The organism is Micromonospora sp. WMMD712 (assembly GCF_029581295.1).
GTDB classification, from domain to species: Bacteria; Actinomycetota; Actinomycetes; order Mycobacteriales; family Micromonosporaceae; genus Micromonospora; species Micromonospora carbonacea.
This window is the reverse complement of record NZ_CP120743.1, coordinates 5,656,562-5,677,250: the sequence shown is the minus strand read 5'-3', so window position 1 is coordinate 5,677,250 and position 20,689 is coordinate 5,656,562. Positions and strand designations below refer to the sequence as shown.

The 20,689-nt window shown below is 74.1% G+C and carries 20 protein-coding genes; 12 read left to right on the top strand and 8 right to left on the bottom strand.

Annotated features, from left to right (window positions below; translation table 11 throughout):
* Positions 1 to 111: 111 nt before the first annotated feature.
* The gene (locus O7633_RS24815) at positions 112 to 726 is read right to left on the bottom strand and encodes a PadR family transcriptional regulator (RefSeq protein WP_282328637.1); all 615 of its coding nucleotides are present in this window, start codon (positions 724 to 726) and stop codon (positions 112 to 114) included.
* A gap of 145 nt (positions 727 to 871) precedes the next feature.
* Here O7633_RS24815 and O7633_RS24810 point away from each other — a divergent pair, with 145 nt between their 5' ends.
* From O7633_RS24810 to O7633_RS24800, 3 genes are all read left to right on the top strand, one after another.
* Positions 872 to 2,623: a biotin carboxylase N-terminal domain-containing protein gene (locus O7633_RS24810; protein WP_282324102.1), complete on the top strand. Its 1,752-nt coding sequence runs from the start codon at positions 872 to 874 to the stop codon at positions 2,621 to 2,623.
* 227 nt (positions 2,624 to 2,850) lie between these two features.
* On the top strand, positions 2,851 to 4,290 hold the full coding sequence (locus O7633_RS24805) for a GuaB1 family IMP dehydrogenase-related protein (RefSeq protein ID WP_278131984.1): 1,440 nt from the start codon (positions 2,851 to 2,853) through the stop codon (positions 4,288 to 4,290).
* 405 nt (positions 4,291 to 4,695) lie between these two features.
* Positions 4,696 to 5,148 carry a MarR family transcriptional regulator gene (locus O7633_RS24800; RefSeq protein ID WP_278136334.1) on the top strand — a complete coding sequence of 151 codons (453 nt, stop codon included), beginning with the start codon at positions 4,696 to 4,698 and terminating at the stop codon, positions 5,146 to 5,148.
* A gap of 114 nt (positions 5,149 to 5,262) precedes the next feature.
* Here the strand turns inward: O7633_RS24800 and O7633_RS24795 are convergent, their stop codons facing one another.
* Positions 5,263 to 5,820, bottom strand: coding sequence for a TetR/AcrR family transcriptional regulator (locus tag O7633_RS24795; RefSeq protein WP_282324101.1), 558 nt, complete (start codon positions 5,818 to 5,820; stop codon positions 5,263 to 5,265).
* Between the two features lie 85 nt (positions 5,821 to 5,905).
* On the opposite strand from O7633_RS24795, the gene O7633_RS24790 reads away from it, so the two are divergent.
* The 7 genes from O7633_RS24790 (at position 5,906) to O7633_RS24760 (ending at position 12,251) form a co-directional block, all read left to right on the top strand.
* Positions 5,906 to 6,349: a DoxX family protein gene (locus O7633_RS24790; protein ID WP_282324100.1), complete on the top strand. Its 444-nt coding sequence runs from the start codon at positions 5,906 to 5,908 to the stop codon at positions 6,347 to 6,349.
* 24 nt (positions 6,350 to 6,373) lie between these two features.
* A complete protein-coding gene (locus O7633_RS24785) occupies positions 6,374 to 6,856 on the top strand; it encodes a MarR family transcriptional regulator (protein WP_074476726.1) in 483 nt (160 codons plus the stop codon).
* Positions 6,850 to 8,589 (top strand): ABC transporter ATP-binding protein, encoded by a 1,740-nt coding sequence (locus tag O7633_RS24780; protein WP_282324099.1) that lies wholly within the window; start codon positions 6,850 to 6,852, stop codon positions 8,587 to 8,589. The genes O7633_RS24785 and O7633_RS24780 overlap by 7 nt, the downstream gene beginning before the upstream one ends.
* On the top strand, positions 8,586 to 10,625 hold the full coding sequence (locus tag O7633_RS24775; protein WP_282324098.1) for an ABC transporter ATP-binding protein: 2,040 nt from the start codon (positions 8,586 to 8,588) through the stop codon (positions 10,623 to 10,625). The genes O7633_RS24780 and O7633_RS24775 overlap by 4 nt, the downstream gene beginning before the upstream one ends.
* Before the next feature lie 270 nt (positions 10,626 to 10,895).
* On the top strand, positions 10,896 to 11,504 hold the full coding sequence (locus O7633_RS24770; protein ID WP_074476729.1) for a DedA family protein: 609 nt from the start codon (positions 10,896 to 10,898) through the stop codon (positions 11,502 to 11,504).
* A gap of 58 nt (positions 11,505 to 11,562) precedes the next feature.
* Complete coding sequence (locus O7633_RS24765) at positions 11,563 to 11,922, top strand: type II toxin-antitoxin system RelE/ParE family toxin (protein WP_282324097.1); 360 nt, start codon at positions 11,563 to 11,565, stop codon at positions 11,920 to 11,922.
* On the top strand, positions 11,919 to 12,251 hold the full coding sequence (locus O7633_RS24760; RefSeq protein WP_074476807.1) for a helix-turn-helix transcriptional regulator: 333 nt from the start codon (positions 11,919 to 11,921) through the stop codon (positions 12,249 to 12,251). Before O7633_RS24765 ends, O7633_RS24760 begins: the two co-directional genes overlap by 4 nt.
* Positions 12,252 to 12,297: 46 nt before the next feature.
* Here the strand turns inward: O7633_RS24760 and O7633_RS24755 are convergent, their stop codons facing one another.
* Positions 12,298 to 13,701: an NAD(P)H-quinone dehydrogenase gene (locus O7633_RS24755; RefSeq protein WP_178063352.1), complete on the bottom strand. Its 1,404-nt coding sequence runs from the start codon at positions 13,699 to 13,701 to the stop codon at positions 12,298 to 12,300.
* 106 nt (positions 13,702 to 13,807) lie between these two features.
* Between O7633_RS24755 and O7633_RS24750 the strand changes: the two genes are divergently transcribed.
* Complete coding sequence (locus tag O7633_RS24750) at positions 13,808 to 14,263, top strand: gamma-glutamylcyclotransferase (protein WP_043961858.1); 456 nt, start codon at positions 13,808 to 13,810, stop codon at positions 14,261 to 14,263.
* Positions 14,264 to 14,421: 158 nt separating this feature from the next.
* On the opposite strand, the gene O7633_RS24745 is transcribed toward O7633_RS24750, so the two are convergent.
* The 4 genes from O7633_RS24745 to O7633_RS24730 form a co-directional block, all read right to left on the bottom strand.
* Positions 14,422 to 15,384, bottom strand: a complete 963-nt coding sequence (locus O7633_RS24745) for a GNAT family N-acetyltransferase (protein ID WP_282324096.1) — start codon at positions 15,382 to 15,384, stop codon at positions 14,422 to 14,424.
* A gap of 176 nt (positions 15,385 to 15,560) precedes the next feature.
* Entirely contained in the window at positions 15,561 to 16,310 is a 750-nt protein-coding gene (locus tag O7633_RS24740) for a hypothetical protein (RefSeq protein ID WP_282324095.1), read from the bottom strand.
* Between the two features lie 5 nt (positions 16,311 to 16,315).
* Positions 16,316 to 17,473, bottom strand: coding sequence for a hypothetical protein (locus tag O7633_RS24735; protein ID WP_282324094.1), 1,158 nt, complete (start codon positions 17,471 to 17,473; stop codon positions 16,316 to 16,318).
* Positions 17,474 to 17,476: 3 nt separating this feature from the next.
* Entirely contained in the window at positions 17,477 to 18,106 is a 630-nt protein-coding gene (locus O7633_RS24730) for an MBL fold metallo-hydrolase (RefSeq protein ID WP_074476734.1), read from the bottom strand.
* Positions 18,107 to 18,225: 119 nt separating this feature from the next.
* On the opposite strand from O7633_RS24730, the gene O7633_RS24725 reads away from it, so the two are divergent.
* Complete coding sequence (locus O7633_RS24725; RefSeq protein ID WP_282324093.1) at positions 18,226 to 19,170, top strand: DUF4349 domain-containing protein; 945 nt, start codon at positions 18,226 to 18,228, stop codon at positions 19,168 to 19,170.
* On the opposite strand, the gene O7633_RS24720 is transcribed toward O7633_RS24725, so the two are convergent.
* On the bottom strand, positions 19,127 to 20,389 hold the full coding sequence (locus tag O7633_RS24720) for an amidohydrolase (protein WP_282324092.1): 1,263 nt from the start codon (positions 20,387 to 20,389) through the stop codon (positions 19,127 to 19,129). The two genes, O7633_RS24725 and O7633_RS24720, sit on opposite strands and share 44 nt — an antisense overlap.
* Positions 20,390 to 20,689: the final 300 nt, after the last annotated feature.

Below are 20,689 nucleotides of genomic sequence, written 5' to 3'. Positions count from 1 at the left end.
GGTCGTCCTTGGCCGGACGGGCCGGCTTCCCCCCGGGGACGCCACGCCACACGGGTGACCCCGACACTCCCGGCGAGGCTAACGCGATATAGCTTTTATAGTCAACTTTGACTATCGCGGCTCGGCCGCCCCCTCCCCCTCGGCCGCTCCCTCCCCGAGGTGCCAGTCGTCCCGTCCCGCCAGCCCCTCCGGCAGGTACGGCACGCCGGCCTCGATCCGGTCGGCGACCCGCTCGCACCAGTCCGCCTCGGCCTCGCCCTTGGCGATCCACAGCTCGTACGTCCAGCTCACGCCCGCCGGCTTGGAGTCACGGATCCAGGCCGACGCCATCGAGGCGCGCATGCTCTCCACGCCGGCCCGCAGCACCTGCCCCCGACTGCGCAGCGCGGCTGCCGCCTCCGGCCTGGGCAGCGCCGGCAGGAACGCGAACGCCGCCATGAACGGGTCGTTCGTCTGATGATTGCCCCACCACAGGTCGCGCAGCAGGGTCTCGAACTCGTCGACCCCCTTCGGGGTGATCTCGTACGTCGTCCGGGCCGGCCGGACGCCGACCTGCTCGGTGGCGACCTCGCGCAGCAGTCCCTCCTCACCGAGCTTGCGCAGCGCGTGGTAGATCGAGCCGGGCTGCACGTTGGCCCACTTGTCGGCGCCCCAACTGAGCAGCTCGCGGCGGACGTCGTAGCCATGCACCGGCTGCATCCACTTGACCAGGCCGAGAATCATCATCCGAGTGGCAGACACCGGAGAAGCGTATTAGGCAAGTTTGACTATGGGCGGCGGGACAGTGCCGCATCCCACACTGAGCGATCGTTAGGGCCGCGACCTCGGCCGATAAACTCCCCGTCAGTAACATCCCGGGAGGAGCCACCAGGTGCGCAAGGTACTCATCGCCAACCGAGGCGAGATCGCCGTCCGCGTCATCCGCGCCTGCCGCGACGCCGGCCTGGGCAGCGTCGCCGTCTACGCCGACTCCGACCGGGACGCGCTGCACGTCACCCTCGCCGACGAGGCGTACGCCCTGGGCGGCGACACCGCCGCCGAGACGTACCTGCGGATCGACAAGCTGATCGCCGTCGCCGCGCAGGCCGGCGCGGACGCCGTCCACCCCGGCTACGGCTTCCTCTCCGAGAACGCCGACTTCGCCCAGGCCGTCCTCGACGCGGGCCTGACCTGGATCGGCCCGACCCCGCAGGCGATCCGCGACCTCGGCGACAAGGTCACCGCCCGGCACATCGCCCAGCGGGCCGGCGCGCCCCTGGTCCCCGGCACCCCGGACCCGGTCGCCGGCCACGAGGAGGTGACCGCGTTCGCGGTCGAGCACGGCCTGCCCGTGGCCATCAAGGCCGCCTTCGGCGGCGGCGGTCGGGGCCTCAAGGTGGCCCGCACCCTGGAGGAGATCCCGCACCTGTTCGAGTCGGCCACCCGCGAGGCGGTCGCCGCGTTCGGCCGGGGCGAGTGCTTCGTCGAGCGGTACCTCGACCAGCCCCGGCACGTCGAGGCGCAGGTCCTCGCCGACCAGCACGGCAACGTGGTCGTCGTCGGCACCCGGGACTGCTCGCTCCAGCGCCGCCACCAGAAGCTCGTCGAGGAGGCGCCCGCGCCGTTCCTCACCGACGCCCAGCGCGCCCAGATCCACGACAGCGCCAAGGCGATCTGCCGGGAGGCCGGCTACCACGGCGCGGGCACGGTGGAATACCTGGTCGGCGCGGACAGCACCATCTCCTTCCTGGAGGTCAACACCCGCCTCCAGGTCGAACACCCGGTCACCGAGGAGACCGCCGGCATCGACCTGGTCCGCGAGCAGTTCCGCATCGCCGACGGCGAGCGGCTGCGGCTGACCGAGGACCCGACGCCGCGCGGGCACGCCATCGAGTTCCGGATCAACGGCGAGGACCCGGGCCGCAACTTCCTGCCCGCGCCCGGCACGGTCACCGCGCTGCGGCTGCCCACCGGCCCCGGCGTCCGGGTGGACACCGGCATCTCGGCCGGCGACGTGATCGGCGGCAACTTCGACTCGCTGCTGGCCAAGGTGATCGTGACCGGCGAGACCCGCACCGAGGCCCTGGAGCGGGCCCGGCGGGCGCTGGACGAGATGGTCGTCGAGGGGATGGCCACGGCGCTGCCGTTCCACCGCCTCGTGGTGCGCGACCCCGCGTTCACCGCCGCGCCATTCACCGTGCACACCCGGTGGATCGAGACGGAGTTCGACAACACCGTCCCGCCGTTCGCCGCCGTCGCCGGCCCCGCCGAGGGTCCGGCCGAACGGGAGACGGTCGTGGTCGAGGTGGGCGGCAAGCGGCTGGAGGTGACGCTGCCCGCCGGCCTCGGCGCGGGCACGGTCGCCGCCGCGCCCGCCGCGCGGAAGCCGGCCCGCCGGGGCGGCGGGGCCAAGGCCGGCGCGGCGGTCGACGGCGACGCGCTCACCTCGCCGATGCAGGGCACGATCGTGAAGATCGCCGTCGCCGACGGGGACACCGTCGCCGAGGGCGACCTGGTCGTCGTGCTGGAGGCGATGAAGATGGAGCAGCCGCTGCACGCGCACAAGGCGGGTACCGTCAGCGGGCTGTCCGCCGAGGTCGGCGCGGTCATCACCGCCGGCGCCCCCATCTGCACGATCGCCTGAGGCGTAAGGAAGGGCCCCCTGTTAACGCATTCTGTATGGGAAGGGCCCCTTCCTAACACCCTGCGCGCCGCCGCGCGGCGGGCACGGCGGCGGGCACCGTGGGCAGGGCAGCGGCGGGCGCAGGGCAGCGGCGGGCGGGCTCGGGCTTGGGCTTGCGCGGACCCGCACGGGGGTGTTTTCCGTGCCCAGCGCGGGCGGCGGGGCCGGGGTGCGGCGATGATGGCCGGGTGCGGTTCCTTCATGGCGCGGTCCCCGCGCACGACCTGACCTACAACGACGTCTTCATGGCCCCGGCCCGTTCCGAGGTCGGCTCCCGGCTGGACGTCGACCTGGCCACCTCGGACGGCACGGGCACCACCATTCCCCTGGTGGTGGCGAACATGACGGCGGTGGCCGGCCGGCGGATGGCCGAGACCGTCGCCCGGCGCGGCGCGATCGCCGTGATCCCGCAGGACATCCCGATCGACGTGGTGGCCAACGTCGTCGGCTGGGTCAAGCGGCGGCACCTGGTGCACGACACGGCGATCACCCTCGGCCCCACCGACACCGTCGGCGACGCCATCCACCTGCTGCCGAAGCGGTCGCACGGCGCGGTGGTGGTGGTCGACGAGACCGGCCGACCCCTGGGCGTGGTGACGGAGGCGGACACCCTGGGCGTGGACCGGTTCGCCCAGCTCCGGCACGTGATGTCGACCGAGCTGCACACGGTGCCGGCGGACGCGGACCCGCGTACCGGATTCGACCGGCTCTCGGCGGCCCGACGGCGACTCGCGCCGGTGGTGGACGGCGACGGCCGCCTCGTCGGGGTGCTGACCCGCAAGGGCGCGCTGCGCGCGACCCTCTACCGGCCGGCGGTGGACGGCCGGGGCCGGCTGCGGATCGCGGCGGCCGTCGGCATCAACGGCGACGTCACGGGCAAGGCCGCCGCGCTGCTGGAGGCCGGGGTCGACACCCTGGTGGTGGACACCGCGCACGGGCACCAGGAGCGGATGATGTCCGCGCTGCGGGCGGTGCGCAAGCTCGACCCGGGCGTCCCGGTCGCGGCCGGCAACGTCGTCACCGCCGACGGGGTACGCGACCTCGTCGCGGCCGGCGCCGACATCGTGAAGGTGGGCGTCGGACCGGGCGCGATGTGCACCACCCGGATGATGACCGGCGTGGGGCGGCCGCAGTTCTCGGCGGTGCTGGACTGCGCGGCGGCGGCGCGGGAGCTGGGCCGGCACGTCTGGGCCGACGGCGGGGTGCGGCACCCGCGTGACGTGGCGCTGGCGCTCGCCGCCGGCGCGTCGAACGTGATGATCGGCTCCTGGTTCGCCGGCACCTACGAGTCCCCCGGCGACCTGTACGCCGACGCGGACGGCCGGCGGTACAAGGAGAGCTTCGGGATGGCCTCGTCGCGGGCGGTCAGCGCGCGCACGGCCGAGGACGGCGCGTTCGACCGGGCCCGCAAGGCGATCTTCGAGGAGGGCATCTCCTCGGCCCGGATGTACCTCGACCCGGACCGCCCCGGCGTCGAGGACCTGATCGACGAGATCGTCTCCGGGGTGCGCAGCGCGTGCACGTACGCGGGCGCGCGCAGCCTGGCCGAGTTCGCGGAGCGGGCGTTGGTCGGGGTGCAGAGCACGGCCGGCTACACCGAGGGGATGCCCCTCCCGACGAGTTGGTGACCCGCGTTTCCTTCCGCCCGCGCGCCCGATCGATTACTTGGCGAGCAGACTATTGCCGGATGCTAACTTTTACCCATGGAGCACGTTTCGCCCGCCTTGCCGGCGGGCGCTCGCGTGCCCGGGGCCCCGGCGGGCGCTGGCGTGCCGGGGGCCCAGGCGAGCCCGGCGGACGGCGCGACGCCGGGCAACGGGGCTGCTGACCGGCAGCCGGCGGACGGCGCGACGCCGGGCAACGGGGCTGCTGACCGGCAGCCGGCGGACGGTGCGACGCCGGGCAACGGGGCTGCTGACCGGCAGCCGGCGGACGGTGCGACGCCGGGCAACGGGGCTGCTGACCGGCAGCCGGCGGACGGTGCGACGCCGGGCAACGGGGCTGCGGGCCCGCAGGCGGCGGACAGCGAGACGGTGGTGGCCCTGCGCGACGTGCTCCGGGTCGCCGGGGACATCCGCGCCGCGCTGGGCCGGCGGCTGGGCGTCGGGGCGACCGACGCCGCCGCGATCGACCACCTCGTCGCCAGCACGGAGCCGCTCGGCCCCGTGGAGCTGGGCAACCGGCTGGGCATCCGGTCGGCGTCGGCGACCACGCTGGTCGACCGGCTGGTGCAGGCCGGGCACGTGGCGCGCGCCCCGCATCCGCGCGACCGGCGGAGGCTGTGTCTCCAGGTGACCGACCACGCCGCCGCGCAGGTGGTCGAGGCGCTGCGGCCGATGCTCGCCGGGGTGGAGCGGGCGGTCGGTCGGCTCTCCCCGGAGCAGGCGGCGGCGACCGCCGCGTTCCTGCGGGAGACGGCCGAGGTGATGCGCGAGTACGCCGACGCCACCCCGGCCGAGCCGACGCAGCGCCGCGCTCCGCGCTGAGCCGGGGCACCGGCACGCTCCGCGCCGGGCCGACGTCAGCGAAGGAGGCGACGTCCGCGCCGGGCCGACGTCAGCGAAGGAGGCGACGTCAACCGACGAGCCACCGGGCCGGCGTCAGTCGAAGAGGCGGCGGATGACCGTGCGGGCGGCGGCTTCCGGGTCCGGGCCGGTGCGGGGCGGGAGCGCGCCGGCCAGCCAGAGGGTCGCGAATCCGTGCACGATCGACCAGGCGGCGAGGGCGTCCGAGTCCTGGTCCGGGGCGGTGGCGTGGCGCGGGAGTGCGGCCACGCCGGCCCGCAGCGCCGCGCCGGCCCGCTCGCGGGCGGCGGCCACCTCGGGGTCGTCGTGCCGGTAGAGCTCCGGGCGGAACATCACCTCGAAGTGGGCCCGGTGCCCGACCGCGAAGCGGACGTACGCGACGCCGGCGTCGAGCAGGTCGCCGGCCCCGCACAGCGCTGCGGCCAGCAGGTCGAAGCCCTCGACGGCGAGCGCGGTGAGCAGCCCCGCCTTGTCGCCGAAGTGGTGGGCGGGGGCGGCGTGCGAGACCCCGGCCCGGCGGGCCAGGTCGCGCAGGCTCAGGGCCGCCGGCCCGGCCTCGGTGATCGCCTCGACGGCGGCGGCGAGCAGGGTGCGGCGCAGGTCACCGTGATGGTAGCCACGCGGTCCGGTCATAGGCGAAGCCTAACTTGTCATTGACAAGATAGCGAGCCCGGCGCAATCTAGGCAGTGACAAGTTCCCCCTGACCGAGGAGGCCTCGTGGCACCCCTGATCGCTCTCGTCGCCGGCTTCGCCGCGGCCCGGCTGGCCGGGCTGCTCGGCGTGGACGCCCTGGACGGCTGGCACCCCGCGCTGCGGGTCGGGCTGGCGACCCTGTTCGCGCTCACCGCGTCCGCCCACTTCACCGCCCGCCGGGCGGACCTGATCGCCATGGTGCCGCCCCGGCTGCCCCGCCCGGAGCTGCTGGTGACCGTCACCGGCGTGCTGGAACTGGCCGGAGCCGTCGCGCTGCTCGTGCCGGCCACGGCGGGATGGGCGGCGGCCGGGCTGGGGCTGCTGCTGCTCGCCATGTTCCCGGCCAACGTCTCGGCCGCCAGGCGCGGGCTGACCCTGGCCGGCCGGCCGGTGACCCCGCTCGTTCCTCGCACGTTGCTCCAGGTGGTCTTCCTCGCCGGCACGACCGCCATTTTGTTTGGGGCCTGACTATCAGGGGGCTAACATGAGCGCATGGACCTGATCGGGCTGGGGGACGTGCCGCTGGGCCGGCTGCTGGTGACCGCCGGCCACGTCGTCGGCCAGCGGTGGAACCGCTACCTCGCCGAGGAGCACGGCCTGACCCAGGCGGGCATGGTCACCCTGCTGACCCTGGCCCGCCACGGCGAGCTGCCGCTCCGGGCGGTCGCCGAGGCGGGCTTCATCCGCCCGGCCACCCTCACCGGCATCGTCGACACGCTGGAGCGCGACGGCCTGGTCGAGCGGCAGCGCGACGACGCCGACCGGCGCAGCGTGCGGCTCGTCCTCACCCCCGCCGGCCGGGAACGCATCGCCGCGCTCACCACACTCATGCAGTCCGGACGACCGCTGACCTCGGTCGACGCCGATCCGGCGAAGGCGGCCGTGATCCGGCAGTTCCTGCTGGAGGTCATCGGCAGCGGAGAGGAACCAGACATGACGAACCCCGACACGAGACCGGAGACCTCTGCGTGCTGATCCGGCTGCTCCGCGCGTACCTGCGCCCCTATCGCCGGCCGCTGGCGGCGGTGCTGGCGTTCCAGTTCGTCGGCACCATGGCCTCGCTCTACCTGCCGAGCCTCAACGCCGACATCATCGACCAGGGCGTCACCCGGGGCGACACCGGCTACATCATGCGCACCGGCGGCTGGATGCTGCTGGTCAGCCTGGTGCAGATCGCCTGCTCCATCGCCGCGGTCTACCTCGGTGCGCGCACGGCGATGGGCTTCGGCCGGGACGTCCGCGCCGAGATATTCGCCCACGTCAACCGGTTCTCCGCCCGCGAGGTGGCCCGCTTCGGCGCGCCCTCGCTGATCACCCGCAACACCAACGACGTGCAGCAGGTGCAGATGCTCGTGCTGATGAGCTGCACCGTCCTGGTCGCCGCGCCGATCATGAGCGTCGGCGGGGTGGTGATGGCGCTGCGCGAGGACATCGGGCTGTCCTGGCTGCTGCTGGTCAGCGTCCCGGTGCTGGCGCTCGCGCTCGCGCTCGCCCTGATCATCCGGCGGATGGTGCCCGGGTTCCGGCTGATGCAGACCCGCATCGACGTGGTCAACCGCGTGCTGCGCGAGCAGATCACCGGCATCCGGGTGGTCCGGGCGTTCGTCCGGGAGCCGTACGAGACGGAGCGCTTCGACCGCGCGAACGCCGACCTCACGGCGACCGCCCTGCGCACCGGCCGGCTGACGGCCCTGGTCTTCCCCATCGCGTTGCTGGTGCTCAACGTCTCCAGCATCGCCGTGCTCTGGTTCGGCGCGGCACCCGTCGACGCCGGCCAGGTCCAGGTCGGCGCGCTCACCGCCTTCCTGCAATACCTCATGCAGATCCTGATGGCCGTCATGATGGCGGCCCTCATGATGATGATGATCCCCCGCGCCGCGGTCTGCGCCGAGCGGGTCGTCGAGGTGCTGGACACCGAATCGACGGTCGTCCCCCCGGCCGCGCCGGTGACCGAGGTGCCCGACCGGGGCTCGCTGGAGCTGCGCGGCGTCCGGTTCCAGTATCCGGGGGCGAGCGCGCCGGTCCTGCACGACATCTCGTTCACGGTGACCGCCGGGCGCACCACGGCCGTCATCGGCAGCACGGGGGCCGGCAAGACCACCCTGCTCACGCTGGTCCCCCGGCTGGTCGACGCCACGGCCGGGGCGGTGCTGGTCGACGGGGTGGACGTGCGTGACCTCGCCCCGGACGAGCTGTGGCGGCGGATCGGGTTGGTGCCGCAGCGGCCGTACCTGTTCAGCGGCACGATCGCCAGCAACCTGCGGTACGGCAACCCGGAGGCCACCGACGCCGAGCTCTGGGCGGCCCTGGAGGTCGCCCAGGCGCGCGACTTCGTCGCCGAGCTGCCCAAGGGGCTGGACGCCCCGATCGCGCAGGGCGGCACCAACGTCTCCGGCGGGCAGCGGCAGCGCCTCGCGATCGCCCGCGCCCTGGTGCGCAAGCCGGAGATCTACCTGTTCGACGACTCGTTCTCGGCGCTCGACCTCGGCACCGACGCCCGGCTGCGGGCGGCGCTGCGGCCGGTCACCAGGGACGCGGCGGTGGTGATCGTGGCCCAGCGGGTCTCCACGATCGTCGACGCCGACCAGATCATCGTGCTTGAGGACGGGGGCATCGTCGGGATGGGCCGGCACGCCGAACTACTGGAGAACTGCCCGACGTACGCGGAGATCGTCGCGTCCCAGCAGACCGCGGAGGTGCCGGCATGACGGCCCTGCCGGACCAGCGGCCCACCGGGGCGACCCGGGCGGAGGCGGCCACGCCGAAACGGCTGCCTCCCGGCCGCCAGCGCGGCGGCCCGCCGTGGATGGGCGCGGGCATGCCGGCCGAGAAGTCGATCAGCTTCGGGCCGTCGGCCCGGCGACTGCTGCGCCGGTTGCGGCCGCACCGCCTCCAGCTCGTCGCCATCGTCGCCCTCGCGGTGGTCGGCGTCGCGCTCAGCGCGTACGGGCCGAAGGTGCTCGGCCACGCCACCGACCTGATCTTCCGCGGGGTGCTCGGCCGGCAGCTCCCGGCCGGGGCCACCGCCGAGCAGGCCGTCGCGGCGGCCCGCGCGGCCGGCAACGACAACTTCGCCAACATGCTGGCCCGGATGGACGTGGTGCCCGGGGTCGGCATCGACTTCGCCGCCCTGGGCCGGGTGCTGCTGTTCGCCCTCGCCCTCTACGTGGCGGTCAGCGTGCTCATGTGGTGGCAGGGCTGGCTGCTCACCGGGGTGGTGCAGCGCACGGTGCTGCGGCTGCGCGCCGACGTCGAGGACAAGCTGAACCGGCTGCCCCTGCCGTACTTCGACCGGCAGCCCCGGGGCGAGCTGCTCAGCCGGGTCACCAACGACATCGACAACATCTCGCAGACCCTCCAGCAGACGCTGAGCCAGTTGCTCACCTCGCTGCTGACCGTGGTCGGCGTCCTGGCCATGATGTTCTGGATCTCGCCGCTGCTGGCGCTGGTCGCCCTGGTCGCCGTGCCGCTGTCGGTGGTGGTCACCGGCGCGATCGCGAAGCGTTCGCAGCAGCGGTTCATCGACCAGTGGACGCACACCGGCCAGCTGAACGGCCAGATCGAGGAGGCGTTCACCGGGCACGAGCTGGTGAAGGTCTTCGGCCGGCAGCGCGAGGTGGAGGCCGCCTTCACCGCCAAGAACGAGGAGCTGTTCCGGGCCAGCTTCGGCGCCCAGTTCATCTCCGGCATCATCATGCCGGCGATGACCTTCATCGGGAACCTCAGCTACGTCGCGATCGTCGTGGTCGGCGGGCTGCGGGTGGCGTCGGGCACGATGAGCCTCGGCGACGTGCAGGCGTTCATCCAGTACTCGCGGCAGTTCACCCAGCCGCTGACCCAGGTCGCCTCGATGGCCAACCTGTTGCAGTCGGGGATCGCCTCCGCCGAGCGGGTGTTCGCGGTGCTCGACGCCGAGGAGCAGAGCCCCGACCCGGCCGTGCCGGCCCGGGTCGCCGACCCGCACGGCCGCGTCGAGTTCGACCGCGTCTCCTTCCGGTACGAGCCGGACAAGCCGCTGATCACCGACCTGTCGCTGGTCGCCGAGCCGGGGCACACGGTGGCCATCGTCGGGCCCACCGGCGCCGGCAAGACCACCCTGGTCAACCTGGTCATGCGCTTCTACGAGCTGGACGCCGGCCGGATCACCCTCGACGGGGTCGACATCACCACCCTGCGCCGCGACGACCTGCGCGGCCGGATCGGCATGGTCCTCCAGGACACCTGGCTCTTCGGCGGCACGATCCGCGAGAACATCGCGTACGGGCGGCCGGGCGCGAGCGAGGAGGAGATCGTGGCCGCCGCCCAGGCCACGTTCGTGGACCGCTTCGTGCGGAGCCTCCCCGACGGCTACGACACCGTCATCGACTCGGAGGGCAGCAACGTCAGCGCGGGCGAGAAGCAGCTCGTCACCATCGCCCGGGCGTTCCTGGCCGAGCCGTCGCTGCTGATCCTCGACGAGGCGACCAGCTCGGTGGACACCCGCACGGAGGTGCTGCTCCAGCGGGCCATGGCGGCGCTGCGTTCCGACCGGACCAGCTTCGTCATCGCCCACCGCCTGTCCACCATCCGCGACGCGCACCTGATCCTGATGATGGAGAACGGCCGCATCGTCGAGCAGGGCACCCACGAGCAGCTGCTGGCGGCGCAGGGCGCGTACCACCGGCTCTACCAGGCCCAGTTCACCCAGCCGGACCCGGTCGCCGTCGGCGAACCGGGACCCAGGCCCGTCGCGGTCCAGGGCTGAGGGTCGTGACATTGGCGGGCCGCCGGCACGGGACCTGCCGGCGGCCCTGGCGGCCCGGACGTCGGGAACGAGGGCCCGACGTGCGGGGCCGCGCCCCGACAACGGTACGCCGCTCGTCACGGACGCGCCGACCGCCTCCACCCGTTCGGGGAGGTTACCGGCGCGCCGGCCGTGTCGGCGGTCACCCGCGGCCGGGGTGGGCTGCGGCGACGCCGGGCAGGCCGGCAGGCTCGGTGCATCCGATCGGCCGGACCCGGCGAGGTGGGAGTCGTGCCTGAGCTGCTGACCAACGTCGCCTCGCCGCTCTGGGCCTATCTGGTCCTGCTCGGCCTGCTGGCGGTCGACGCCTTCGTGCCGGTCGTACCCACGCAGGTTCTGATGATCACCGGCGGCGCGCTCACCGTGTACGGCGGGCTGAGCCTGCCGGTGACCATCGGCGTCGGCGCCCTCGGCGTCTTCGTCGGCGACCTCGCCTGCTACCTGCTGGGCCGGCGCGCGCCGGACCGCCGGCCGGCGACGACCACCGCGCCCGGCCGGGCCCGCCGGATCGCCGGCCGGGTGACCCGGGGGCTGCGCCAACCGGGGCCGCTGGTGATCCTGCTCTGCCGCTTCGTGCCCGGCGGCCGGATGGCCGCCTGCTTCGCCGCCGGCCGCAGCCGGTACCCCTACCGGCTGTTCATCACGTACGAGGCGCTGGCGGCGGCCGGCTGGGCCACCTACGGGACGCTGATCGGGCACCTCGGCGGCACGGCGCTGACCGAGTCGGCGTGGCAGCTGCTGGTGATCGCCGGGGCCGCGGCGGCCGGCTTCGCGGCGGCCGGCTGGGCGATGACCGCCTTCGGCACCCGCCGCGCCCGCCCCGAACCCCCGACCGACTGACCTGGCGCGCCTCCCACCTTGCCGAATAAGTCGAACTTATATTCGTGAGGTATGGGACGTGAGGCTGCATCCCGAGGTCGAGACATGGTTCTTGCTGCTCTGCCGCTCCGATCCGGCTAGCGCCGACCTGGTCAGCGAGGCCATCGATCTCCTTGCCGAACACGGCCCGGCACTGGGCCGCCCGTTGGTCGACCGCCTCAAGAGCAGTTCCTTCCATCACATGAAAGAACTGAGGCCCGGCTCAGGCAAATCGACAGAGGTGCGGATGATCTTCGCCTTCGACCCTCGGCGGGAGGCGGTGTTCCTGGTGGCCGGAGACAAGTCGGGAAGTTGGCAGAGCTGGTACCGGACGGCCGTACCCTTGGCGGACGAGCGATTCCAGGAACACCTGATCAGCCTGAAGGAAGCGCAACGATGACCGGTGGAGCGGATTGGCGGGACGTCAAGGCCAAGGCCCGGGAGATCGACCCCGAGTGGGAGCACCCCGAACGAGTGGCCCGGCGTGAGGAGCTGCGCGAACGGATGCTTGCCAAGGTCAGCGGCGCTCAGCTGGCCGAGATCCGCAAGCAGCTCGGCCTGACCCAGACGCAGCTCGCGGAGGCCGCGGGGCTGTCCCAGGCACGGATCAGTCAGATCGAGAACGGCCAGCACACCAGCCTGGAAAGCCTCCGCGCGTACGTCACCGGCCTGGGCGGACACCTCGACGTGGTCGCCCGGATCGGAAACATCCGACTCGACGTCGCATGAAGCCACCGGGCTGACCACGAGGGGTGCCGGGAGAGAGCCGGCTCGGCTACTCCAGCTCGTGGAGCATGAGCTGACGGGCCGCCTCGGTGATCGAGCCCGACAGGCTCGGATAGATGGTGATGGTCTGGGCCAGCTCGTTGACCGTGAGGTTGTTCTCCACCGCCATCGTGATCGGCAGGATCAGCTCGCTGGCCTTCGGGGCCACCACCACGCCGCCGATCACCTGGCCGCTCGCCGGGCGGCAGAACAGCTTCACGAAGCCGTCGGCGAGGTCGTCCATCTTCGCCCGCGCGTTGCCCGACAGCGGCAGCATCACCTGACGGGCCGGGGTCCGGCCCGCGTCCACCTCGTCCTGGGAGACGCCGACGGTGGCCAGCTCCGGGTCGGTGAAGACGTTCGCGGCGACCGTGCGCAGCCGCAGCGGCCGGACCGCCTCGCCGAGCGCGTGCCACATCGCGATCCGGCCCTGCATCGCGGCGACGCTGGCCAGCGGCAGCACGCCCGTGCAGTCGCCGGCCGCGTAGACGCCGGGGACGTTGGTGCGCGAGACCCGGTCGACGGTGACGTAGCCGCCCCGGGCCAGCTCCACGCCGTATTCCGCGAGGCCGAGGCCGGCGGTGTTGGGGATCGAGCCGACCGCGATGAGCGCGTGCGAGCCCTGCACCAGCCGGCCGTCGGCCAGCTCCACCTCCACCCCGTCGGCGGTACGCCGCACGCCCTCGGCGCGGGAGTTGTTGAGGATCGTCATGCCCCGGGACCGGAACACCCGCTCGATCGCCATGGCGGCGTCGGCGTCCTCGTGCGGCATCACCCGGTCCCGGCTGGAGACGAGGGTGACCGGGACCCCCATCGCCAGGTACGCGCTGGCGAACTCGGCGCCGGTGACGCCGGAGCCGACCACGATCAGGTGCTCGGGCAGTTCGGGCAGGTCGTACACCTGCCGCCAGGTCAGGATGCGCTCGCCGTCGGGCACGGCCGTGGGGAGCTGGCGCGGGGTGGCGCCGGTGGCGACCAGCACGGTCGACGCGTCGATCGAGTGCTTCCCGGAGCCGTCGGCCGGGGTGACGACGACGCGGTGGGTGTGGCCCAGCATGTCCTCGCCGAGCCGGGCCGTGCCGGCGACGAAGGTGACGCCGGCCTTGACCAGCTTCGCGTGGATGTCGGCGGACTGGGCCAGGGCGAGCCGCTTGACCCGCTCGTGCACGGTCCGGGCGTCGACGGTGACCGCCTCCAGCCCGTCGGAGTGCACCCCGAACTCCTCGGTGTCCCGGTATCCGGTGACCACCTCGGAGCTGGCGATGAACGTCTTCGACGGTACGCAGTCGGACAGCACGCACGCGCCGCCGGCCCCCTCGGCCTCCACCACGGTGACATCGGCGTCCAACTGGGCGGCGACCAGGGCCGCCTCGTACCCGGCCGGCCCACCGCCGATGATCACGATCTGGCTCACAGCTGTCGCCCCTCGTCCATGCTCACAGTGACTTTCTTCTCCCCGACACGTCCGACACGCACCGTCGTATTCTCCCCCACCCGTCCGCCGGGCTATCGTCATCGCCGTGCGTCATTACGCCGCCTACGGCTCAAACCTGGATCCCGCCCGGATGCGCGCCTACTGCCCGCACTCCCCGATGGTCGGCGTCGGCTGGCTGGAGGGCTGGCGGCTCACCTTCGCCGGCGAGGGTGTGATCGGCTGGGAGGGCGCGGTCAGCACCGTCGTCGAGTCCCCCGGCGACCGGGTGTTCGTGGCGCTCTACGACATCCACCCCTACGACGCCGCCCAGCTCGACGAGATCGAGGGGGTGACCTCCGGGACGTACCGGAAGCTGCACGTCCGGGTCTCCACCCTCGACGGGGACGTGACCGCCTGGGTCTACGTCTTCGACGGCTACGAGGGCGGCCTGCCGACGGCCTGGTACCTGTCGGAGATCGCCAACGCCGCCGAGAAGGCGGGCGCGCCCGACGACTACGTCAGCGAGCTGCGGTCCCGCCCCACCGGCACCGCGTCGGCATAGCGCGTCTCCCACGCCCCAAGTCTGCTCTGTCCCGGATCGGGCCGCACGGCGGCCCGGCACCGGGTCGCCTGGCCCACACCGCCGGGCCGCCCGTCACGCGGCGGTGGCGGCCCCGTCACTCGGCGGCGGGGTTCCTGCCCGGTGGCGGCCGGCTCCCGTCACGTGCCGGTGGCGAGGACGCTGCGCTCGTACATGTCGGCCCAGTGCTGCTCACGCAGCCCCACGGAGCGGTAGAGCGTCGCCGGGGAGGTCGGGTTGGCCAGGTCCACGCCGAGGCCGGCGCGCCGCCGCCCCTTGGCCGCGTAGACCGCGAAGGCCCGCCGCAGCAGCGCGGCCCCCACGCCGCGCCGCCGGTGCGCCGGCAGCACCGACAGGGTGCGCACCCAGCCCATGTCCTGCTCCAACGCCTGGTCGGACGACTGCAACGCGCCGGCCGGCTCACCGTCGACCTCGGCGATGATCCACTCGTCCCAGGTCCTGGCATACGCGGGCAGGTGCTCGCGCCACTGGTCGTACCCGACCGGCTCGTAGTCCGGCGTGTCCCGGAACGCCGTGTCGAAGATCCGGTGGAACAGCCGCAGGTCCGCCTCGTCGTCGGCGCGCAACGGGCGGACCGTCACCCCCGGCGGCAGCGGCGGCTCGGCGGGCAGGTCGGCCAGCTCCCGGCTCATCCGCAGGTACCGCTTCACCAGGGTGAACCCGGCCTCGGCCAGCTCGCCCGCCCACCGGGTCTCCGGCCCGTACGCCGAGACGCGGACGGTCAGCGCGGTCAGGCCCCGCTCGGCGGCCCGCTCGGCGACCCGGTCCAGCATCCGGGCGAGCAGCGGGGCGCGGACCGCCGCGCCGTGCTCCGGGTCGACGAGGACGTCGACGAACTCCCGGCCCACCCCGGTCGGGTTGTCCACCAGGGACCAGGCGACGAGCCGCCCCTGCGGGTCGCTGACCAGCCAGGAGTCGCGCGCCGGGTCGAAGTGGGGTGCCGTCAGCGCGGCCTCGACATCCTCGGCGTCGAAGTCCGGATGGCCGATCGCGAAGGTGTCGGCGGCGTGCACGACCGCGAGGATCGCGGGCACGTCGTCGAGGGTGGGGCGGCGCGCCGCCCAGCCGGCGGGAAGGGTCACGGGGCGATCCTGGCAGCCACCCCGGGGCCCACGCCCCCCATTTTCTCTTCCCCGGCTCCCCCGGACGCGTCGACGCCGGGCCTCGCCCGCCGCGCCGCGCCCCCGCCTCCTCCCCGCCCCGCCGTGCTCGGCGTGGCGTGGCGTGGTGAGAAGGGGACCCTCCTCTACCTCAGGCGTTAAGAAGGGGCCCTTCCTTGCACGTGGGTGTGTGCGGCGGTCAGCAGGTCGAGCAGTTCGACGCCCTCGGCCGGGGTGAGGGCCCGGAAGCCGACCGACATCAGGCGGTCGGTCACCGCGTCGGCCCACAGCCGGCGGCGCACCAGGGGCCCGACCGGGGGATACGGCGGCGGCCAGCCGCAGGCGAGCGCGGCGGACTCCCCCTCCGGGCCGGTCAGCATCGCCTCCAGCGGCGTCAGCCCGGCGGCCCGCGACGCCAGCAGGCACGCCCCGACGACGTGTTCCCGGAGCAGCAGCAGCCCGACGGCGGCGCGGGCGGCCGGTGAGTCGGCCGGCGGCGGCATGGCCCGCCAGGCGGCGAAGAGCGGCATCGCGCTGGCATCGGCCGCGTCGACCACCCGGTGCAGCAGCGTCGCCAGCCGGGTCACCCCGGTCACGGCGGTCAGGTGCTCGGTGCCCCACCGGCAGCACTCAGCCAGGTATGCCGCCGCCACCTCCGGCGGGCGGAGCACCCGGGCAGCGGCGTCCCACCCGTCGGCGACGGCGTCGGGGGCGACGAAGCCGAGGGCGGCGGTCACCGTGGCGGCCCGGACGTCGCCCAGCGCCCCGGCCCGACCGGCGACGTGGAAGGCCCACCCGGGGATGCCGAGCCGGCCGGCCCGGCGCAGGGTGGCCGGGCAGCGGGTGAACGCCGCCCCGAGCCCCAGCACCAACGGCTTGCTCGCGGCGGCGACCTGCTCCGGCGTCATCGGGTTCAGTCTGCCCCGCCAGGGCCCTCCGCCGCAGCCCCGTCCTCGGCGTCCACCGCCTCGATCGCGCCCTCGACCTCGCCGGTGCGGCGGCGGGCGGCGGTGACGGCCCGCTCCGCCGCCCGGCGGGCCAGCTTCCGCCGGCTCAGTTCCTGTTCGGTCCGGGCGCGCCGCCGTTCCAGCTCGGCCAGCGCGCGTTCGATGCCGGCCAGTTCCTCGCCGCCGTCGTGCTCGGCCTCCGCCGCGCCGGCCAGCTCCGCCTCGGCCCGCTCCTGGTCGGCACGTGCCCGCGTCAGTTCCCGCTCCAGCGCCCGGCGCTGCCGGGCCCGCTCGGCCCGCTCGGCCCGCTCGGCCTCCCTGGTGGCACGGACGGCGTCCCGCCCGGCACGACCGGCCTTCCGGGCGGCACGCTCGGCGCGGTCGTCCTCGCGGGCGGCGCGGTCCGCCCCGAGGGCGGCCTGGTCGGCGTGATCGGCGCGGCCGGGCTTCCGGTCGGCCTGATCGGCGCGGCCGGGCTTCCGGTCGGCGTGATCGGCGCGGCCAGCCCTCCGGTCGGCCTGATCGGCGCGGTCGGTGCGCTCGGCACGACCCGTCCTCCGGTCGGCGGCGCGCCGGCCGGGGCCGGCGGTCGGGCCGGCGGGTGGCGGCTCCTCTCCGCCGGTGACCAGGCGGAGCTGGGGGCGGGGCACCTCGCCGAAGCCGGCGTAGCTGGCGGCCCGCAGCAGCCGGCCGGAACGCACCTGCCCGGCCACCTCCGCGTCGGAGAGCGCGGCGTTGAGGGTCGCCTCCACCTCGCCCAGCGGCAGCTTCCCGGCCGGCTGGCCGGCGTCGGCGGCCAGCCGGCGGGCCTCGGCGACCAGTGCGGCGACCGCCGCCCGCCGCTGGCCGGAGAGCTCCCGCAGCCGGGGGCCGCGCAGGTCGCGCTGGGCGGCGCGCAGCGCCTCGGCGAGCTGGGTCAGGTCGGCCACCAGCTCGGGGCGGCGCAGGGCGAGCAGGTTGACCAGCCAGGCGGCCACGGTGGGCCGGCGCAGCCGGGCGATCTCGCGGGCCGTGGCCGGGTCGCCGGCGCGCCGGGCCTCGGCGACGGCGGCGTCGCGGGTGGCGACGAACGCCTCCGGCGGCTCGGTGTAGAGCCGCCGGAGGAGGTCCTGCGGGAGCGGCATCGCTCAGGCGTCGAGCCGGCTGCCCGGCTCGAGGCGCTGGTAGTCGGTGCCGGAGAGGGCGGCGTACTGGCGGTCGAGGACGGCGAGCCCATTGTCGTTGAGCAGCCCGTCGTGCAGGGCGAAGGCGCGCCGCGGGGCGACCGCGCGGATGAAGTCGACGACCTCGGAGAACTTCGACCAGGGGGCGTGGATCGGCGCGAAGAGCGTGTCCACCTGGACGTCCCCGGGTGCCACCAGCGAGTCGCCGGGGTGGTAGACGACGTCGTCGAGCAGGTATCCGAGGTTGTCCACGACCGGGATGTCGGGGTGGATGACGGCGTGCCGGCCGCCGTAGGCGCGTACCGGCACGCCCGCGGCCGTGAACGACTGGCCGGGCGCGACCGGCTCCAGGGCCTCGGCCGCGTCGCCGAGGACGCCGGCGAGCGAGGCCGGGCCGTGGATGCGCAGCGGCCGGCGGTCGAGCTGCCGGGTGAGCGCCGCGACATCCACGTGGTCGGGGTGCTCGTGTGTGATCAGCACCGCGTCCGCCCCGTCCAGCGCCGCCGGGTCGCTGAAGACGCCGGGGTCGACCACCAGCACCCCGCCGTCGTGTTCGACCCTGAGGCAGGAGTGGGCGTACTTGGTGAGCTGCATCGTGACTCCTCGATTGATCGAATCGTGATGTCTCTGAGCGCAGTCTGCCGGAACCGGCCCGGTGCCGCGCCGCGTCTGACGTATCGCCCGACGGGGGGCGCAGACGATCGGAGCTGTTGATGGACGGACACGATAGACGCAGGTGGTGGGCCGCGGTGGGCCTGGTGGCGCTGCTGGCGGTCGGCGGGTGCAGCGCCGACGGCGGCGACGGCGGCGCGCAGGACTCGGCGGCCGTCGCGCCGCAGCAGGAGGCCCCGGCCGGCGGGGCGAAGGCGGAGCCGGGGGCCGACGCCGGCGGGGCGCGCTCCGGCGCGGGGGGCGGGTCGCCGGACCTGCGGGTCGACCAGCGGTCGATCATCTACACCGGAACCATGCGGGTACGGGTGGACGACGTGGACGCCGCCGCCCGGTCGGCCGTCACGGCGGTCACCGGCGTCGGTGGCTTCGTCGGCGGCGACGAGCGCAGCAGCGGGGGAACCGCCAACGCCCGGGCGGAGCTGCAACTGCGGGTGCCGGCGGGGCGGTTCACGGCCGTGCTGGAGGAGTTGGCGCGGCTCGGCCGGCAGGAGCAGCGGGCGATCCGCACGGAGGACGTGACCGAGGAGACCGTGGACCTCGACGCGCGGATCGCCACCCAGCGGGCCCGGGTCGAGAGCGGCCGCAAGCTGCTGGCGCGGGCCACCTCGATCGGCGACCTGGTGACGCTGGAGAGCGAGGTGGCCCGCCGGGAGGCCGACCTCGCCTCGCTGGAGGCGAAGAAGCGCCGCCTGGCCGACCTGACGGCGCTCTCCACCATCACCGTCACCTTCGTGGGGCCGGAGGCGGACGTCCGGGACCCGGAGCCCGACACCGGCTTCCTGGTCGGCCTGCGCGGCGGCTGGACGGCGTTCGTCGCCTCGCTCGGCGTGCTGCTCACGGTGCTCGGGGCGCTGCTGCCGTTCGCGGTGGTCTTCGGCGTGCCGGTGGTCGTGCTGCTGACGGTGCTGAGGCGGCGTCGGCGACGGACGCCGACGCCGCCCGTCAGCGCGCCGCCGCCAGTGCCCGCAGCGCGGTCTGCACCATGACCCGGACGCCGACCGCGATGGCCCGCTCGTCGACGTCGAACGAGGCCCGGTGCAGGTCGACGTTCGGGCCGGACCGGCCGACGCCGAGCCGGGCCAGCGCGCCGGGGACGTGCTCCAGATACCAGCTGAAGTCCTCGCCGCCCATGCTCTGCGGGGTCTCGGCGACCCCGTCGGGGCCGAGCGCCGCGTGGGTCGCCGCGGTCAGCACCTGGATCGCCCTGGCGTCGTTGGTGACCGGGGGCCGGCCGCGCAGGTATTCCAGGTCGACGGTGGCGCCGGTGGGCGCGATGACGTCCCGCACCACCTGAGCGACGATCTTGGGGGCCTCGTCCCAGGTGTCGCGGTCCATCACCCGCAGGGTGCCGGACGCGGTCGCCTCGGACGGGATCACGTTGTACCGGGTGCCGGCCGAGGCGTGGCCGAACACCAGCAGCAGCCCGCTGTTGGCCGGCACCCGGCGGCTGACCAGGGCGGGCACCTCGGTGACCAGCCGGCCGAGCGCGTCGACCAGGTCGACGGTCAGGTGCGGGCGGGCCGTGTGCCCGCCCGGACCGGTGAGCCGCACGGTGACGTTGTCGGCGGCGGCGGTGATCGGGCCGACCCGCAGGCCGACCTTGCCGACGGGCTGGTTGGGGTCGCAGTGCAGCGCGAAGATCTGCACGACGTCGTCGAGGCCGCCGGCCTCGATGACCTCCAGCGAGCCGCAGGGCAGGATCTCCTCGGCCGGCTGGAAGATCAGCCGGACCCGGCCGTCCAGCTCGCCGAGGTCGGCGAGCTGGGCCAGCAGCATGCCGACGCCGAGCAGCACGGTGGTGTGCACGTCGTGGCCGCAGGCGTGGCAGACGCCGTCCTTCGTGGACCGGTAGGGCACGTCCTTGACATCGGTCAGGGGCAGCGCGTCGATGTCGGCGCGCAGCGCGACCACCGGGCCGTCGGGGCGGCCGTCGATGTCGCAGATGACCCCGTTGCCCTTCGGCAGCAGGCGGGGACGCAGACCGGCGAGGGACAGCTCGCGGGCGATCAGGGCCGCCGTCTCGAACTCCTCGCCGGAGAGCTCCGGGTGGGAGTGGATGTGCCGGCGGGTGGCGACGAGGCCGGGCATCCGGAGGGCGAGCATATGGTCGAGCTCGAAGGGCAAAGGCTGCGACCCGGACGGCGACTCCGGCCAGGCCGACGACGCCAGGTGGCTGCCGTTGGGCAGCGTCAACGCACTCGTCACGTCGAAATCTCGATCACTAGGAATGGATGGATCTTCGGGGATGACAGCCGCCAGCCTAGACCTTCGACGGTGACTCTGTGCAACATCATTCCCGTAGTGATCGGACCGCGCAGCGTCACGAAAGCCCTGGTGGGAGGGCTCCATAATCTGCGGGACAGCAGGTAGATCGCGGTTGAACGCCGTCATCTGCCCCACACCTCCTACAACCCGTAACCGACTCGGCGGTCACGAAATCACCCTCGATCCGGGGCCGTCGCTACCGAATTGTCGCATTAGTCGCTTCGGCTCACCGCCGCTCAG